This window comes from Streptomyces sp. NPDC088157 (assembly GCF_044741545.1).
Lineage (GTDB): Bacteria > Actinomycetota > Actinomycetes > Streptomycetales > Streptomycetaceae > Streptomyces.
In genome coordinates this window covers 341,309-358,383 of the sequence record NZ_JBIUSU010000006.1, presented here as the reverse complement: position 1 = coordinate 358,383, position 17,075 = coordinate 341,309, and the positions used below count along the sequence as shown (strand labels likewise).

The following is a 17,075-nucleotide window of genomic DNA, read 5'->3' as shown; positions in this document are numbered from 1 at the left end:
GTGCCGCTGCTGACCCGCATCAGGGGACCGCGCGATCTGGACCGGCTCAGCCTGGAAGAGCTGGACCAGCTGGCAGGGGAGATCCGGACCTTCCTCGTCGACGCCGTCTCCAAGACCGGCGGCCACCTCGGCCCGAACCTCGGCGTGGTCGAGCTCACCATCGCCCTGCACCGGGTCTTCGAGTCCCCGAAGGACAAGGTGCTGTGGGACACGGGCCACCAGTCCTATGTGCACAAGCTGCTCACGGGCCGGCAGGACTTCTCCCGGCTGAAGATGAAGGGCGGTCTCTCCGGCTACCCGTCGCAGGCGGAGTCCGAGCACGACGTCATCGAGAACAGCCACGCCTCCACGGTGCTCGGCTGGGCCGACGGCCTCGCGAAGGCCAACCAGATCCTCGATCGTGACGACCACGTGGTCGCCGTCATCGGCGACGGCGCGCTCACCGGCGGCATGGCCTGGGAGGCGCTGAACAACATCGCCGACGGTGACCGTCCGCTGGTCATCGTCGTCAACGACAACGAGCGCTCGTACGCGCCGACGATCGGCGGCCTGGCCAACCACCTCGCGACCCTGCGTACGACGGACGGCTACGAGCGCTTCCTCGCCCGCACCAAGGAGGTGCTGGAGCGCACCCCCGTCGTCGGCAGGCCCCTCTACGAGACCCTGCACGGCGCCAAGAAGGGCCTGAAGGACTTCATCGCCCCGCAGGGCATGTTCGAGGACCTCGGCCTGAAGTACGTCGGCCCGATCGACGGCCACGACATCGAGGCCCTGGAGTCCGCGCTGGCCCGCGCCAAGCGCTTCGGCGGTCCGGTCATCGTGCACTGCCTCACCGAGAAGGGCCGCGGCTACCAGCCCGCCCTCCAGGACGAGGCCGACCGCTTCCACGGCATCGGCCCCATCCACCCCGACACCGGTCTGCCGATCAAGGCGTCGGGCGCCGACTGGACCTCCGTGTTCGGCGACGAGATGGTCGAGCTCGGCAAGGAGCGCGAGGACATCGTCGCGATCACGGCGGCGATGCTGCAGCCGGTCGGCCTGAAGAAGTTCGCGGACGCCTTCCCGAACCGCATCTACGACGTCGGCATCGCCGAGCAGCACGCCGCCGTCTCAGCGGCGGGGCTTGCCGCGGGCGGGGTGCATCCCGTGTTCGCGGTGTACGCCACCTTCCTCAACCGTGCCTTCGACCAGGTCCTGATGGATGTCGCCCTCCACAAGTGCGGTGTGACGTTCGTCCTGGACCGGGCCGGTGTCACCGGCACCGACGGCGCCTCCCACAACGGCATGTGGGACATGTCGATCCTGCAGGTCGTGCCGGGCCTCAGACTCGCCGCCCCGCGCGACGCCGACCAGGTCCGCGCCCAGCTGCGGGAGGCCGTCCGGGTCGAGGACGCGCCGACCGTCGTCCGCTTCTCCAAGGGCGCCGTCGGCCCCGCCGTACCCGCCGTGGGACGCGTCGGCGGCATGGACGTGCTCCGCGAGAGCGGCACCGACACCCCGGACGTGCTGCTGGTCTCCGTGGGCGCCCTCGCCCCGATGTGCCTGGAGATCGCGACCCTCCTCGACCGGCAGGGCATCACCACCACGGTCGTCGACCCGCGCTGGGTCAAGCCGGTCGACGAGGCCATGGCCCCCCTCGCCGAGCGCCACCGGGTGGTCGTGACCGTCGAGGACAACTCCCGCGTCGGAGGAGTCGGCTCGGCGATCGCGCAGGCACTGCGCGACGCGGGCGTCGACGTCCCGCTGCGCGACTTCGGCATCCCGCCCCGCTTCCTCGACCACGCCTCCCGCGCCGAGGTCATGGCCGAGATCGGGCTCACCGCCCCCGACATCGCCCGTCAGGTCACCGGCCTGGTCTCCAAGCTCGACGGAAAGTACGGCAGCACGGCCGCCGAGGTCGACTCCGTGGAGTCCGCGCGCGACTGACGCCGTCCCGGGCAAGGCGACACACCCGGATGGGCCGGTTCCACCACTGTGAAGAGTGGTGGGACCGGCCCATTCGCGTTAACCCGCCCGCGTCGGGGCATACGGTCTACGCCCCCTCTCGATCATGTCGAGGACGACACAGCGTGGGAGGTCCCCATGAGCAGCACCCTCTTCCGGACGAAGAAGGTCGAGCAGTCCATCCTCGATACCGAGGAACCCGAGCACGCGCTCAAGAAATCCTTGTCCGCGCTGGACCTCACCGTCTTCGGCGTCGGCGTCATCATCGGCACCGGCATCTTCGTCCTGACCGGCACGGTGGCCAAGAACAACGCCGGCCCCGCCGTCGCCCTGGCCTTCGTCGCGGCCGGGGTGGCCTGCGCGCTCGCCGCCCTCTGCTACGCCGAGTTCGCCTCGACCGTGCCGGTGGCCGGCTCGGCGTACACCTTCTCGTACGCATCCCTCGGGGAGCTTCCCGCCTGGATCATCGGCTGGGACCTGGTCCTGGAGTTCGCGCTCGGCACGGCGGTGGTCGCCGTCGGCTGGTCCGGGTACATCGCCTCGCTGCTCGACAACGCGGGCTGGCACCTGCCGGCGGCGCTCAGCGGCAGGGAGGGGACCGACGGCTTCGGCTTCGACATCCTCGCCGCCGCCCTCGTCCTGGTGCTGACCGCCATTCTCGTGGTCGGCACCAAGCTCTCCGCGCGGGTCACCTCCGTCGTGGTCGCCATCAAGGTGACCGTCGTCCTGACCGTGATCATCGCGGGCGCCTTCTTCATCCAGGGCGACAACTACGACCCGTTCATCCCCAAGGCGCAGACCGTCGACGCGGGCGGCGGCCTCGACGCCCCGCTCATCCAGCTGATTTTCGGCTGGGCGCCGTCCAACTTCGGCGTGATGGGCATCTTCACCGCCGCCTCCGTCGTCTTCTTCGCGTTCATCGGCTTCGACGTCGTCGCCACGGCGGCCGAGGAGACCAAGAACCCGCAGCGTGACATGCCGCGCGGCATCATCGGCTCCCTCATCATCTGCACCGTCCTGTACGTCGCCGTGTCGATCGTCGTCACCGGGATGCAGCACTACACCAAACTGTCGGTCAGCGCCCCGCTCGCCGACGCCTTCAAGGCCACGGGGCACCCCTGGTTCGCCGGGTTCATCAGCTTCGGCGCCGCCGTCGGCCTGACGACCGTCTGCATGATCCTGCTCCTCGGCCAGACCCGGGTCTTCTTCGCGATGAGCCGCGACGGACTGTTGCCGCGCTTCTTCTCCCATGTGCACCCGCGGTTCAAGACCCCGCACCGGCCGACCATCCTGCTCGGCGTCCTCATCGCGATCCTGGCCGGCTTCACCAGCCTCAGCGAACTCGCCGAGCTGGTGAACATCGGTACCCTCTTCGCCTTCGTGGTCGTCGCCATCGGCGTGATCATCCTGCGCAGGTCACGCCCCGACCTGCCGCGGTCCTTCCGGACCCCGTGGGTGCCGTTCCTCCCGATCCTGTCGGTGTGCGCCTCGCTGTGGCTGATGCTCAACCTGCCCGCCGAGACCTGGCTGCGGTTCGGCATCTGGATGGTCGTCGGGTTCGTCGTGTACTTCCTCTACGGCCGCTCCCACAGTCTTCTCGGACGGCGCCAGGCGGCCTCCGCCGACGAGGCCCTCAAGCCGGGCCGCGACGACACGGCGTAACGGCTCAGGAGACGGCCCCGCACCCCGGCCCCGCACCCCGGCCCCGCACCCCGGCCCCGCACCCGGGCGGCGCGGGGCCGGGGTGCGGCGTCGTACGGCTTCAGTCCCGTACCGAGCGGGGGCCCGTGACGTCCGCCCCCAGCTCCGTCACCCGGCGGCGCAGCTCGCGGTCGGCCGTGACGACCAGGCGGGGGCGCCCCGCGGACCCGGCGACCAGCTCGACGATACGGTCGTCCCCGCTGCCCGGCGCCGCCTCCACCCGTACGCCGGGCACCGGCTCCACCCCGCGGGCCGAGCCCTCCACGACGAGGACGATCTCCTCGGGCCCCTCGTGTCCTCGCAGGCCGTCCGCGGCCAGCCGGTCACGCAGTCGCTCGGCGGCACCACGCCGGTCCCGCCACCAGCCGTCCGGCACCGACCCCACGACGTTCGCGGCGTCGACGATCACGAGCAGCGCGGGTGTGTCGTCCATGTGCCCAGGGTCGCACGGACGGTCCCGCGGACGAGACCCTCGCGCCGGGGCCGTGAGGGGCCCGTCATACAGTGATCGGGTGAACGGCGACTGGCTCATACGTGGCCGCGACGGGCGGCTCGCGGTCTATCTGATGTCGGACGACGCCATCCTGTGCCGGGCGGAACACACGCCGGGCGGGCCCTGGGAGGCCCCACGCAGGGTGGGCGGCGACCAGAAGGTGCACCCCGCCCTTGCCGTCGGCCAGGGCGCCGACGGCTATGCCCACCTGGCCACTTGGTGGACCACGCTCAAGGGGGTGACGGGCCTGGTGCACTCCACACACTTCCGGCCGCTGCTCTCCGCCCTGGACTGGGGCCCCATCGGCCACCCCGACAAGAAGGGCGGCCGCACCGGCACGCCCGCCGTCGCGGTGGACGCCCAGGGACGCGCGCATGTGTTCGCCCCCGGCATCGGCACGGGACTGCGCATGGTCGCCCAGAAGGAGAAGGGCGGCTGGGACCCGTGGCGCGACCTGAAGGGGCAAGGTGTGGAGGGGCCGCCGGTCGCGTTGGCGGGGGAGTCCGGCCGCGTCCAGGCGTACGCGGCGGTGTCCGGCGGGATCCTGCACTGGCGCCAGGAGACGCCCGGCAGCGAGCCGGTGCTCCAGGAGCCCCTCAAGACACCGGTACGGCCGCACACCCTGCGGGCGCTGGCCACCTCCCCGGAGCACACCACGCTCTTCTACACCGACGAAGCCGGCGATCTGTGCGCGTGGCGTCCCGGCACCGAGCCCGTCCGTGTGCTCGCCGCCGCCGGACCCGGCCCGGTCGCCGCGATCCGCACCGAACTCGACGGTCATGACTGCACCGTGCTCGCCCAGCGCTCCGCGAGCGGCCGCGTCGCCTTCGCCGCGTACCCGACCGAGCGGGAGTCGGCCGGCGCATGGTGGGCCGAATCGGGTCCGCAGCTGCCGGCCGACGCGGTGGTGGCGCTCGCCAAGGATCACGAGGACCGGGTGGTCGCGGCCGCCCTGTCCCCGTCGGCCGGCGAGCTGCACCTCACCCGCCGCAAGGACGAGCCCGGCCTCGCCCTGACGGCCTGGCGGACGGTGTGACCGTCGGCCACGTTCACGCCGAGCACGTCCACGCCGGGCTCGGCACGGCCGATCAGGACGACGGCAGGGCATGAAAGAGGGCCTCCGCAGCGTGCGGAGGCCCTCTTCACGTCCCGGGGCGCGGGACCGTCCCAACGGTTACGCCGGAACCGAGGCCACGCCCGGCGCCAGGAACTTCTTGCCGTTCACGCGCTCGGAGACACCCTCGCGGTCCAGGTACGGCGTGATGCCGCCCAGGTGGAAGGGCCAGCCGGCGCCCGTGATCAGGCAGAGGTCGATGTCCTGCGCCTCGGCGACGACGCCCTCGTCGAGCATGAGCCCGATCTCCTGCGCCACCGCGTCCAGGACACGCGCCCGCACCTGCTCCTCGGTCAGGACGTTGTCGCCCTGCTTCAGGAGCGCGGAGACCTCGGGGTCCAGCTCGGGCTTGCCGCTGTCGTAGACGTAGAAACCGCGCTTGCCCGCCTTGACGACGGCCGCGAGGTTCGGGGAGACCGTGAAGCGGTCCGGGAAGGCCCGGTTGAGGGTCTCCGAGACGTGCAGACCGATCGCGGGGCCGACCAGCTCGAGGAGGACCAGCGGGGACATCGGCAGGCCGAGCGGTTCCACCGCCTTCTCCGCCACCTCGACCGGGGTGCCCTCGTCGATGACGTTCTGCACCTCGCCCATGAAACGGGTGAGGATGCGGTTCACGACGAACGCCGGGGCGTCCTTCACCAGAACCGCCGTCTTCTTCAGCTTCTTGGCGACGGCGAAGGCGGTGGCCAGCGAGGCGTCGTCGGTCTGCTCGCCCCGGACGATCTCGAGGAGCGGCAGGATCGCGACCGGGTTGAAGAAGTGGAAGCCCACGACCCGCTCGGGGTTCTTCAGCTTCGACGCCATCTCGGAGACCGACAGCGAGGAGGTGTTCGTGGCGAAGATCGCGTGCGCCGGGGCGACCGCCTCGACCTCCGCGAACACCTGCTGCTTGACGCCGATCTCCTCGAACACGGCCTCGATGACGAAGTCCGCGTCGGCGAAGCCCTCGGCCTTGTCCAGGACACCGGACACCAGGGCCTTGAGGCGGTTGGCCTTGTCCTGGTTGATGCGGCCCTTGCCGAGCAGCTTCTCGATCTCGGCGTGGACGTAGCCCACACCCTTGTCGACGCGCTCCTGGTCGATGTCGGTCAGCACGACCGGCACCTCGAGACGGCGCAGGAACAGCAGCGCGAGCTGCGAGGCCATCAGGCCCGCGCCCACGACGCCGACCTTGGTGACCGGACGTGCCAGGGACTTGTCCGGGGCGCCGGCCGGGCGCTTGCCGCGCTTCTGCACCAGGTTGAACGCGTAGATGCCGGAGCGCAGTTCGCCACCCATGATCAGGTCGGCGAGCGCGACGTCCTCGGCGTCGTAGCCCTGCTGGAGGTCGCCGTTCTTCGCGGCGGCGATGATGTCGAGGGCGCGGTAGGCGGCCGGGGCCGCGCCGTGCACCTTGCTGTCCGCGACGAAGCGGCCGCGCGCGACGGCCTGGTCCCAGGCCTCACCGCGGTCGATCACCGGGCGGTCGACGACGATCTCGCCCTTGAGGACGGACGCCGTCCAGAGCAGCGACTGCTCCAGGAAGTCCGCACCCTCGAACAGGGCGTCGGCGATGCCCAGCTCGTAGACCTGCACACCCTTGAGCTGCTTGTTCTGGTTGAGCGAGTTCTCGATGATCACCGAGACGGCCTTGTCGGCGCCGATCAGGTTCGGCAGCAGCGTGCAGCCGCCCCAGCCGGGGACCAGACCGAGGAAGACCTCGGGCAGCGAGAAGGCCGGCAGCGCCGCGGACACCGTGCGGTACTTGCAGTGCAGACCGACCTCGACGCCGCCGCCCATCGCCGCGCCGTTGTAGTACGCGAAGGTCGGGACCGCGAGGCCGGACAGGCGCTTGAAGACCTCGTGGCCGCCCTTGCCGATGGCGAGCGCGTCCTTGTGCTCCTTGAGGAGCTCCACGCCCTTCAGGTCCGCGCCCACGGCGAAGATGAACGGCTTGCCGGTGACACCGACACCGACGATCTCGCCGGCCGCGGCCTCCTTCTCGACCTGGTCGATCGCGGAGTCGAGGTTCGCGAGGGACTGCGGGCCGAAGGTGGTCGGCTTGGTGTGGTCGAAACCGTTGTCCAGCGTGATCAGGGCGAAGCGCCCGGCGCCGAACGGCAGGTCCAGGTGACGGACGTGCGCCTGGGTGACGACCTCGTCCGGGAACAGCTCGGCCGCGCCCTTCAGGAGTTCGGTGGTGCTCACTTGTCGCCTCCGGCGGACTCGAAGTGCGGGTTCTCCCAGATGACGGTGGCGCCCATGCCGAAGCCGACGCACATGGTGGTCAGGCCGTAGCGGACGTTCGGCTGCTCCTCGAACTGGCGGGCCAGCTGCGTCATCAGACGGACGCCGGAGGAGGCCAGCGGGTGACCGAAGGCGATCGCGCCGCCGTACTGGTTGACGCGCTCGTCGTCGTCCGCGATGCCGTAGTGGTCGAGGAAGGCCAGGACCTGGACGGCGAAGGCCTCGTTGATCTCGAAGAGGCCGATGTCGGAGATGGACAGACCCGCCTGGGCCAGCGCCTTCTCCGTGGCCGGGATCGGGCCGTAGCCCATGACCTCCGGCTCGACACCCGCGAAGGAGTACGAGACGAGGCGCATCTTGACCGGCAGGCCGTTCTCGCGGGCGAAGTCCTCGGACGCGATGAGGGAGGCGGTCGCGCCGTCGTTCAGACCGGCCGCGTTACCGGCCGTCACCCGGCCGTGGACGCGGAACGGGGTCTTGAGACCGGAGAGGTTCTCCAGCGTCGTGCCCGGACGCATCGGCTCGTCGGCGGTGACCAGGCCCCAGCCCGTCTCACCGGCCTCCGGGTTGGTGCGGCGGACCGAGACCGGCACCAGGTCGGCCTGGATCTTGCCGTTGGCGTACGCCTTGGCGGCCTTCTCCTGCGAGCGCACGGCGTACTCGTCGGCGCGCTGCTTGGTGATCTGCGGGTAGCGGTCGTGCAGGTTCTCGGCGGTCATGCCCATGAACAGGGCGGACTCGTCGACCAGCTTCTCGCTGACGAACCGCGGGTTGGGGTCCACGCCCTCACCCATCGGGTGCCGGCCCATGTGCTCGACACCGCCGGCGACGGCGATGTCGTAGGCGCCGAAGGCGACGGAGCCGGCGACCGCGGTGACGGCCGTCAGGGCGCCCGCGCACATGCGGTCGATGGAGTAGCCGGGCACGGAGGTCGGCAGACCCGCCAGGATGCCGGCGGTGCGGCCGATGGTCAGGCCCTGGTCGCCGATCTGCGTGGTCGCGGCGATGGCGACCTCGTCGATCTTCTTCGGGTCGAGACCGGGGTTGCGGCGCAGCAGCTCCCGGATCGCCTTCACGACGAGGTCGTCGGCGCGGGTCTCGTGGTAGATGCCCTTCGGGCCCGCCTTGCCGAACGGGGTACGGACGCCGTCGACGAAGACGACGTCCCTGACGGTACGAGGCACGATGGCTCTCCTCCAGGTGCGGGATGGCACTGCTGCGACACGCAAGCGCTGAGCGCGCGCTCAGGACCCATGCTACTTATCGGTAACGTAGCTGCCCAGTCCCGGAGGGCCAAGCGGCGAACGTCACACCCCGGGCGCGTCCGAAGTCACCCTCGCACTCAGCCCCGCGGTGGAGCCGTCGAACCGCGGGGGGTCAGTACGGGCGTCGGCACCGGATGGGATCCGGGACCCGGTCCGGTGATCACGCCGAACAGCGTCCGCGCCGCCTCCGCACCGAATCCGTGCACGTCATGGCTCATCGCGGAGAGCGTCGGATGGGTGAGCCGGCAGAGCTGGGAGTCGTCCCACGCGAGGAGGGAGACGTCGCCCGGAACGCCGAACCCCATCTCGGCCGCGACGGCCAGCCCGGCCACCGCCATGATGTCGTTGTCGTAGACGATCGCGGTCGGGCGGTCGGACGGAGCGGCGGTCAGCATCGACCGGGTCGCCCGCGCCCCCGCCTCCCCGGAGTAGTCCGTCGCGACCTGCCATGCCCCGGCCAGCCCCAGGGTCCGCGCCGCCGCGTCGAAGGCCGCGGTCCGCATCACCGTGTGCCCGAGCGCGGCCGCGCCTCCGACCCGCGCGATCCGACGGTGCCCGAGCGCGGCCAGATACCGGACCGCCTCCGTCACCGCCGTCGCGTCGTCGGTCCACACGGACGTCAGGCTCCCGGTCAGCGAGGGATGCCCCACCGCGACCACCGGCATCCCGAGCCGCTCGGCCGCCGCCACCCGCGGATCGTCGGCCCGGAAGTCGACCAGGATCGATCCGCCGATCTGCCGCCCCCGCCACCACGACTCCAGGAGCCCGGCCTCCTCCTCGACGGTGCGCACCAGCCTCAGCAGCAGCGAACAGGAGTGCTCGGTCAGCACGCTCTCCACCCCGGAGACGAACTCCATGTAGAACGGTTCCAGGCCCAGCATCCGCGCCGGCCGGCAGATCGCGAGTCCCACCACGTCCACGCGCGAGCTCGACAGCGAGCGTGCCGTGAGGTTCGGTTCCCAGCCCAGCTCCCGCGCCGCCGCGAAGATCCGGTCCCGGGTCGCCTCCGCCAGCCCCGGCTTGCGGTTGAAGGCGAGCGACACGGCACCCTTGGAGACGCCGGCGCGGGCCGCGACGTCCTTGATGGTGACGCGAGGCGACGGGGACGCGGTCATCGAGCGGGCTCCTGGCAGTACAGCGCGGCCCGGGCGGCGGCGGCATCCGGAGTCTCCCAGCCCTCGACCCCGATGGTCACCCGTTCCCCGGGCAGCAGGGTCACGAGCCCCCGGTCGGCCCGCGCCCCCGGGTCCAGCCGGTCGGCCTGGAGCAGGAGATCCCGGACGAGGGTGTGGGCCGTGACCGTGACGCTCCCCGGCGCCACGGTCACCTCGAACCGTGGCCGCGGATAGGGGATCTCACGGTCGGCCACCGGAAAGTGCACGGCCCTCAGCCCTTCCCCGCTCCCGGCCCGGCCCGAGCGGGAGGACGCCCTTGCGTCGGCCACCAGGAACTCCTTCGCCCCGGCGGGCTCCAGCTCGGCCGGCACCCGCACCTCGCCCACCGCCCGGGCTTCGACCGTGAGTTCGAGGCTCGCCGCGTCGATCACCTCACCCTCCACCGACACCCGACGCAACGACAGCGTGCCCGCCCACGGCTCCCCCGACTGGTTGACGACGGCCAACGCCATCCCCGCGTCCCGCGGTTGAAACGTCAGCAACCGGTCCGCGTACAGCCGCCGCAGCTCGTGGTACAGCGGTTTCTCCCGCCCGTCCCCGTCGATCGCCGCCCAGGACGTCACCGGCCAGCAGTCGTTGAGCTGCCAGACGATCGTGCCCGCGCAGACCGGCCACTGCGACCGCCAGTGCTCGATCCCGGTCGCCACGGCACGCGCCTGGTTGACCTGCGTCAGGTAGTGCCACCGGTCGAAGTCGCCGTCCGGTACGGCGAAGTGGCGGGCGAGCCCGCGCGCCAGCTTGCCGTTGCCGTCCTCCGCCTTCTGGTGGTGCAGCATGCCGGGGGAGTCCGCCGCGAGCTCCTCACCCGGCAGCGCCCGTCGCAGAGTCGCGTGGGCGGGTGGGGCCTGCCAGCCGAACTCGGCCACGAAGCGAGGCACTTCACTCCGGTACTCGGTGTAGTCGTGCCTGTTCCACACCTCCCACGAGTGATGCGTCCCGTGCGCCGGGTCATTGGGGTGGTGCCCCCACGACCCCGACCAGGGACTCCCCGCCGTGTAGGGCCGCGTCGGATCCAACTCGCCGACGACACGGGGCAGCATGCCCAGGTAGTACCCCTCGCCCCAGGAGTCCCCGCCGAGCCGCTCCTCCCATCCCCAGTCCCTGAACCCCCACAGGTTCTCGTTGTTCCCGTTCCACAGCACGAGCGACGGATGCGGCATCAGCCGTACGACGTTCTCCCGGGCCTCGGCCTCCACCTCGCCCCGCAGCGGCTGCTCCTCGGGGTAGGCCGCGCACGCGAACGGGAAGTCCTGCCACACCAGCAGACCCAGTTCGTCGCAGGCGTCGTAGAAGTCCTCGCTCTCGTAGACACCGCCGCCCCAGACCCGGACCAGGTCGACCCCCGCGCCGGCCGCCTGGCGCAGCCGCTTCCGGTAGCGCTCGCGGGTCACGCGGGAGGGGAACACGTCGTCCGGGATCCAGTTCACGCCCCTGGCGAAGAGCCGCTCCCCGTTGACGACCAGGGTGAACCCGGTCCCGTGCGCGTCCGCGGAGGTGTCCAGTTCGACGCTGCGAAAGCCGACGCGCCGCCGCCAGACGTCGAGCGGCGCGTTTCCGTGGCTGAGGGTCAACTCGACTTCGTACAGCGGCTGTTCGCCATAGCCGCGCGGCCACCAGAGGTCCGCGTCCGGCACCTCGACCCGGACGGCGCCGCTGGTGCCCGTCACCTCGGCGCGCACTGACCGTCCCGCCACCCGGGCCTCCAGCGTGAGCCCGGCCTCCACCCGGGTCCGTTCCACGTCCACCCGCAACTCGACGACCCCGACCCCTTCTTCGACGGTCACCAGCGGGCGCACCCGGGCCAGCCGCGCCGTCGACCAGCGCTCCACCCGCACCGGACGCCAGATCCCGGCCGTCACCAGGGTGGGCCCCCAGTCCCAGCCGAACGAGCACGCCATCTTGCGGAGGTACTGATACGGCTCGGTGTAGGCGGCCGGTCGATCGCCGACCTGTCCGCGAACGGCCTCCGCCTCGGCGTACGCGGAGACGAACCGGACGGCCAGCGGCCCTTCGAGCCCCGTCACGTCGAAGCGGTACGAGCGGTGCATGTTCCTCACCCGGCCGAGGAGCTGACCGTTCAGCGTGATCTCCGCGACCGTGTCGAGCCCGTCGAAGACCAGGTCGGTCTGCTCGTGCCCGGACGGTACGGCCGGCAGCTCCCTCTCGTACGTCCACTCGCGCCGCCCCACCCACGCGACCTCGTTCTCACCCAGACCGAGGAACGGGTCCGGGATCACCCCGGCGGCGAGCAGATCGGTGTGCACGCAGCCCGGCACCTCGGCCGGGAGCGGCTTTCCCTCGTGCCGCAGATTCCATCCGTCGTCGAGCGGTGAGGCCTCCAGCATGCGCACTCCCTAAACCGGTAAAGCCCACAACTGAGCGCCATTTGTTCATCGTTGGCGGGAATCGGACTTTACCGGTTGAGGAAAGCGCTGCCAGAGTGCCGAATCAGCCAACCCGCTCGTGTTCGCCCGACCCGCTCGTGTTCGCCCGACCCGCTCGGGTTCCACCGACCCGCTCGTGTTCGACCACCCCGCAAGTGCTCGTCCGTCCCGAGAACGTCCCGAGAACGGAAGTGATGCACATGAACCGCCGTACAGTCCTGGTCCTCGCCACGGTCGCGGGAGCCGCCCTGCTGCTCCCGGGCTGCACCGGTACCGGAGGCAGCGCGAAGGGCGCGGACGCCAACGCGCCCGACGACCCGTCGAAGGTCGGCGGAACCATCACGGTCCTCACCGTGCGCACCGACCTCGTGCAGGACGGCACGATGAAGAAGTACGCCGCCGAGTTCAACAAGACCTATCCCAAGGTCAAGGTGGAGTTCCAGGCCCTCACCAACTACGAGGCCGAGATCAAGATCCGGATGAACACGGACGACTACGGCGACGTTCTGCTGATCCCCGCGGTCATCAAGAAGGACGACTACCCGAAGTTCTTCGCCTCCCTCGGCACCGCCGCCGAACGCGGCAAGAAGTACCGCTTCACCGACTTCACCACCGTCGACGGCAAGGTCTACGGCCAGAGCCCGGTCGGGGTCATGCCCGGCTTCGTCTACAACAAGCGGGTCTGGAAGGAGGCGGGGGTCACCGAATGGCCCACCACTCCGGCCGAGTTCCTCACCGGCCTCAAGGCGATCAAGGCGAAGACCGACGCGGTCCCGTACTACACCAACTTCGCCGCGCAGTGGCCGCTGACCTCGTGGACGTACGTCGACGGCGCGGTCCACTGCGACCCGCAGGCGACCACGAAGCTCGCCGAGGACGACCCGTGGGCCCAGGGCTCCGACCTGCGCGTCGGGGACACGCTGCTGTACGACATCGTCAAACAGGGCCTCGCCGAGAAGGACCCGACGACGAGCAACTGGGAGGAGTCCAAGCCCCGGACGGCCAAGGGCGAGATCGCCACGCAGTGGCTCGGCACCTGGGCGATCATCCAGTTCCAGGACGCCGCGAAGAAGGCGGGCGTGAATCCGGACGACATCGGTTTCATGCCGTTCCCGGCCCGGACGGACGGCACGTTCTGCGCGACCGTCGGCCCGGACTACAACCAGGCCGTGAACGTGCACTCGAAGCACAAGGAGGCGGCCCGCGCCTGGATCGACTGGTTCACCGACAAGTCCGGCTACGACAAGGACAACCTGGCGATCTCCCCGCTGAAGGACGCGCCCATGCCCGAGGTGCTGAAGCCGTACGAGGAGGCGGGCGTCGAACTCATCGAACTGGACGACTCCGCGGGCGCGAAGGTCAAGCTGATCGACGACCAGTCCGAGGTCGGCATCTACAAGCCCGAGTACCGCCAGGACCTGGTCGATCTCGCACGCGGTGCCAAGAAGGGCAGCCTGGACGACTTCCTCGGCGACCTGGGCAAGAAATGGACCGAGACGCAAGCGACCGTGAGCGACTGATGGCGCACGCGCACACGCACCCCCCGTCGCACCGCGCCGAGAAGGCGGCCTCCGAGGCCGTGACACCGGTTTCCAGGCGCCCCGCTCCCGCACCGGCCCCACGCCGGGCCCGCGCCTGGCGGCTGCTCACCCCCTGGCTGTTCCTGCTCGCCCCGCTCACCCTGCTGATCACGTTCACCTACGCGCCGATCGCCAACATGGTCGCCTACAGCTTCACCGACTGGGACGGCGTGAGCCCCGAGCTGCACTACACGGGCGCCGAGAACTACACGGAGATCTTCACCCGGGAGGATCTCTTCCAGGTCTTCTGGGTCAGCGGCTACTACCTGGCCGCCTCGGTGGTCCAGATCGTCGCCGCGCTGTACTTCGCGACGATCCTCAGTTTCGACCTCCGTTTCCGGAACTTCTTCAAAGGCGTGCTCTTCTTCCCGTCCCTGGTCAACGGGGTGGCGATCGGTTTCGTCTTCCTCTACTTCTTCCAGGACGGCGGTACCCTCGACACGGTCCTCGGTCTCTTCGGGTACCACACCGACCACGCCTGGCTCGGCACACCGGTCTCGGCGAACGTCTCCCTCGCCGGAGTCTCGATCTGGCGCTACCTCGGCATGAACTTCGTCCTGTTCCTCGGCGCGATCCAGTCCATCCCGGGGGAGCTGTACGAGGCCGCCGAACTGGACGGCGCCGGCCGATGGCACCAGTTCCGCTACATCATCCTGCCCGGCATCAAGCCGGTGCTGACCCTGACGGTGATCCTCTCCGTCTCCGGGTCCCTCTCGGCCTTCGAGATCCCCTACATCATGACCGGCGGGGCGACCGGCACCGAGACCTTCGTGATCCAGACCGTGAAGCTGGCCTTCCAGTTCAACAAGACGGGGCTCGCCTCGGCGGCGGCGGTCGTGCTGCTGCTGATCATCCTGCTGGTGACCTGGGTCCAGCGGCGCCTCGTCCCCGACGACAGGGTGGACCTCGTATGACGCGCCGTGCCGTTGCCCGCGCCCTCGTGTACCTGTCGCTGATCGCCGCGGCGCTGGTCGTCCTGCTCCCGCTGGGCGTGGTGCTCCTGACCTCCCTGAAGACCGAGAACGAGACGGCCAACGGCAGCGGAGCGCTCACGCCGCCCGACGACCCGTTCAACTTCCACAACTACGTGACGGCGTTCCAGGACGGCGGGATGCTCACGGCGTTCGGCAACACGGCCTTCATCCTCGTCGTCTCCGTCGGCGGGACCGTGCTCATCGGCTCGATGACGGCGTACGCCATCGACCGGTTCACCTTCCGCTTCCGCACACCGGTGATCGCCCTGTTCCTGGTCGCCGCGCTGGTCCCCGGGGTGACCACCCAGGTGGCCACCTTCCAGATCGTCCACAGCCTCGGCATGTTCGACACCCGCTGGGCCCCGATCGCCCTCTACATGGGCACGGACATCGTCTCGATCTACGTATTCCTGCAGTTCGTGCGGTCGATCCCGATCTCGCTGGACGAGGCGGCCCGCCTGGACGGCGCCAACGCCTTCACGATCTACCGGAAGATCATCTTCCCGCTGCTGAAACCGGCGATCGCGACGGTCGTGATCGTGAAGGGGATCGCCGTCTACAACGACTTCTACATCCCCTTCCTCTACATGCCCTCACAAGATCTTGGCGTGATCTCGACGTCCCTGTTCCGCTTCAAGGGCCCCTACGCCGCCCACTGGGAAACGATCTCGGCAGGAGCGGTGCTGGTCATCCTGCCGACCCTGATCGTCTTCCTCGCGCTTCAGAAGTACATCTACAACGGTTTCATGAGAGGAGCGACGAGGTAATCCGCTCGCCGCCGTTGCTCCGGACGGGTCGACGGCGTCAGGCGGCCGAGCCTGCCAGCGCCGCGACCAGCACCGGCGTGACCTGCTCCACCTGCCACGGCCGCGCCCCGTACGACGCGAGCGCGGCGGCGACCGCGTCCTCGTCGGCCGCCGGAGGTTCCCAGCAGACCCGCCGCACCGCGTCCGGGGCGATCAGGTTCTCCTGGGGCATGTTCAGCTCCTCGGCCAGCGCGGAGACGGCGGTCCGTGCCGCGGACAGCCGGGCCGCCGCCGCGGGGTCCTTGTCGGCCCAGGCCCGTGGCGGCGGCGGCCCCGCCACCGGCTGCCCCGGCTGCGGCAGCTGCGCCTCGCTGAACGTCTTCACCCGGTCGACCGCGGCCTGCCACTGCTCCAGCTGCCGCCGGCCCATCCGGTGCCCGAACCCGTTCAGCGCGGCCAGCGCCTGCACGTTCACCGGAAGCGACAGCGCCGCCTCCACGATGGCCGCGTCCGACAGCACCTTGCCCGGCGACACGTCCCGCCGCTGTGCGATCCGGTCCCGCGTCTCCCACAGCTCCCGCACCACACCCAGCTGCCTCCGCCGGCGCACCTTGTGCATGCCGGACGTCCGACGCCACGGGTCCTTGCGGGGCTCGGGCGGCGGGGCGGACGCGATCGCGTCGAACTCCTGGCGGGCCCACTCCAGCTTGCCCTGCCGGTCCAGTTCCTTCTCCAGCGCGTCGCGCAGGTCGACCAGGAGCTCCACGTCGAGGGCCGCGTACCGCAGCCACGGCTCGGGCAGCGGCCGGGTCGACCAGTCGACCGCGGAGTGCCCCTTCTCGAGGACGAAGCCCAGTACTCCTTCGACCATGGCGCCGAGGCCGACCCGCGGGAATCCGGCGAGCCGTCCGGCCAGCTCGGTGTCGAACAGCCGCGTCGGCACCATGCCTATCTCGCGCAGACACGGCAGGTCCTGGGTGGCCGCGTGCAGCACCCACTCCACGCCGGACAGCGCCTCGCCGAGCGCGGAGAGGTCGGGGCAGCCCACCGGGTCGATCAGCGCGCTGCCCGCGCCCTCGCGGCGCAGCTGCACCAGATAGGCGCGCTGCCCGTAGCGGTAGCCGGAGGCGCGCTCGGCGTCGACGGCGACGGGGCCGGACCCGGCGGCGAAGGCGGCGATCACCTCGGCGAGGGAGGCCTCGTCGGCGATCACGGGAGGAATGCCCTCGCGTGGTTCGAGTAGAGGTGTCGGCGCCCCGGAGTCAGTCGATCCGCCGTCGTCCGGAGGGGCGCCTCCGGTGGTTCGCAGTGAACTGGCTGCTGCGGTTTCTTGGGCGTCGGTCACCTGTAAAGGGTATCCGTGTATGGACGGCGGCCCCCCCGGGGACGCTTCCGAGGGCGGCGGCGGGGGGTGGGAAAACCGGGGGGGGGGGGGCAGAAAGGGGGGGGGGAGGGTGGGTAACCGGGGCGGGG

At 70.5% G+C, this 17,075-nt stretch carries 12 protein-coding genes; 6 read left to right on the top strand and 6 right to left on the bottom strand.

Annotated features, from left to right (window positions below; genetic code table 11):
- Both dxs and ACIPFH_RS25565 read left to right on the top strand, forming a co-directional pair.
- Window positions 1-1,926 (top strand): 1-deoxy-D-xylulose-5-phosphate synthase, encoded by a 1,926-nt coding sequence (gene dxs / locus ACIPFH_RS25570; protein WP_356262269.1) that lies wholly within the window; start codon window positions 1-3, stop codon window positions 1,924-1,926.
- A 156-nt stretch (window positions 1,927-2,082) separates the two neighbouring features.
- Window positions 2,083-3,606 carry an amino acid permease gene (locus ACIPFH_RS25565; RefSeq protein WP_401829758.1) on the top strand — a complete coding sequence of 508 codons (1,524 nt, stop codon included), beginning with the start codon at window positions 2,083-2,085 and terminating at the stop codon, window positions 3,604-3,606.
- A 100-nt stretch (window positions 3,607-3,706) separates the two neighbouring features.
- On the opposite strand, the gene ACIPFH_RS25560 is transcribed toward ACIPFH_RS25565, so the two are convergent.
- Window positions 3,707-4,078 carry an NTP pyrophosphohydrolase gene (locus ACIPFH_RS25560; protein ID WP_356262103.1) on the bottom strand — a complete coding sequence of 124 codons (372 nt, stop codon included), beginning with the start codon at window positions 4,076-4,078 and terminating at the stop codon, window positions 3,707-3,709.
- A 79-nt stretch (window positions 4,079-4,157) separates the two neighbouring features.
- On the opposite strand from ACIPFH_RS25560, the gene ACIPFH_RS25555 reads away from it, so the two are divergent.
- Entirely contained in the window at window positions 4,158-5,174 is a 1,017-nt protein-coding gene (locus tag ACIPFH_RS25555; RefSeq protein WP_401829755.1) for a hypothetical protein, read from the top strand.
- A 138-nt stretch (window positions 5,175-5,312) separates the two neighbouring features.
- On the opposite strand, the gene ACIPFH_RS25550 is transcribed toward ACIPFH_RS25555, so the two are convergent.
- The 4 genes from ACIPFH_RS25550 to ACIPFH_RS25535 form a co-directional block, all read right to left on the bottom strand.
- A complete protein-coding gene (locus tag ACIPFH_RS25550; protein WP_401829754.1) occupies window positions 5,313-7,439 on the bottom strand; it encodes a 3-hydroxyacyl-CoA dehydrogenase NAD-binding domain-containing protein in 2,127 nt (708 codons plus the stop codon).
- Window positions 7,436-8,662, bottom strand: coding sequence for a thiolase family protein (locus ACIPFH_RS25545; protein WP_401829751.1), 1,227 nt, complete (start codon window positions 8,660-8,662; stop codon window positions 7,436-7,438). Before ACIPFH_RS25545 ends, ACIPFH_RS25550 begins: the two co-directional genes overlap by 4 nt.
- Before the next feature lie 158 nt (window positions 8,663-8,820).
- Entirely contained in the window at window positions 8,821-9,858 is a 1,038-nt protein-coding gene (locus ACIPFH_RS25540; RefSeq protein WP_356262094.1) for a LacI family DNA-binding transcriptional regulator, read from the bottom strand.
- Window positions 9,855-12,263 (bottom strand): glycoside hydrolase family 2 protein, encoded by a 2,409-nt coding sequence (locus tag ACIPFH_RS25535; protein WP_401829749.1) that lies wholly within the window; start codon window positions 12,261-12,263, stop codon window positions 9,855-9,857. The genes ACIPFH_RS25540 and ACIPFH_RS25535 overlap by 4 nt, the downstream gene beginning before the upstream one ends.
- Before the next feature lie 239 nt (window positions 12,264-12,502).
- On the opposite strand from ACIPFH_RS25535, the gene ACIPFH_RS25530 reads away from it, so the two are divergent.
- Genes ACIPFH_RS25530 through ACIPFH_RS25520 form a run of 3 tightly spaced genes read left to right on the top strand, consistent with a single transcriptional unit; the run spans window position 12,503 to window position 15,623 of the window.
- Window positions 12,503-13,822, top strand: a complete 1,320-nt coding sequence (locus ACIPFH_RS25530; protein WP_401829746.1) for an extracellular solute-binding protein — start codon at window positions 12,503-12,505, stop codon at window positions 13,820-13,822.
- Window positions 13,822-14,796 carry a carbohydrate ABC transporter permease gene (locus tag ACIPFH_RS25525; RefSeq protein ID WP_401830225.1) on the top strand — a complete coding sequence of 325 codons (975 nt, stop codon included), beginning with the start codon at window positions 13,822-13,824 and terminating at the stop codon, window positions 14,794-14,796. Before ACIPFH_RS25530 ends, ACIPFH_RS25525 begins: the two co-directional genes overlap by 1 nt.
- Entirely contained in the window at window positions 14,793-15,623 is an 831-nt protein-coding gene (locus tag ACIPFH_RS25520; protein ID WP_356262083.1) for a carbohydrate ABC transporter permease, read from the top strand. The genes ACIPFH_RS25525 and ACIPFH_RS25520 overlap by 4 nt, the downstream gene beginning before the upstream one ends.
- Before the next feature lie 37 nt (window positions 15,624-15,660).
- Here the strand turns inward: ACIPFH_RS25520 and ACIPFH_RS25515 are convergent, their stop codons facing one another.
- Window positions 15,661-16,947 (bottom strand): ribonuclease D, encoded by a 1,287-nt coding sequence (locus ACIPFH_RS25515; RefSeq protein WP_401829743.1) that lies wholly within the window; start codon window positions 16,945-16,947, stop codon window positions 15,661-15,663.
- Window positions 16,948-17,075 lie beyond the last annotated feature (128 nt).

What these genes read in the sequence shown, in the direction of transcription:
- ACIPFH_RS25565 (WP_401829758.1), top strand. Translation starts at nt 2,083, where the DNA reads ATGAGCAGCACCCTCTTCCGGACGAAGAAGGTCGAGCAGTCCATCCTC.
- ACIPFH_RS25560 (WP_356262103.1), bottom strand. Translation starts at nt 4,078, where the DNA reads ATGGACGACACACCCGCGCTGCTCGTGATCGTCGACGCCGCGAACGTC.
- ACIPFH_RS25540 (WP_356262094.1), bottom strand. Translation starts at nt 9,858, where the DNA reads ATGACCGCGTCCCCGTCGCCTCGCGTCACCATCAAGGACGTCGCGGCC.
- ACIPFH_RS25535 (WP_401829749.1), bottom strand. Translation starts at nt 12,263, where the DNA reads ATGCTGGAGGCCTCACCGCTCGACGACGGATGGAATCTGCGGCACGAG.
- ACIPFH_RS25530 (WP_401829746.1), top strand. Translation starts at nt 12,503, where the DNA reads ATGAACCGCCGTACAGTCCTGGTCCTCGCCACGGTCGCGGGAGCCGCC.
- ACIPFH_RS25525 (WP_401830225.1), top strand. Translation starts at nt 13,822, where the DNA reads ATGGCGCACGCGCACACGCACCCCCCGTCGCACCGCGCCGAGAAGGCG.
- ACIPFH_RS25520 (WP_356262083.1), top strand. Translation starts at nt 14,793, where the DNA reads ATGACGCGCCGTGCCGTTGCCCGCGCCCTCGTGTACCTGTCGCTGATC.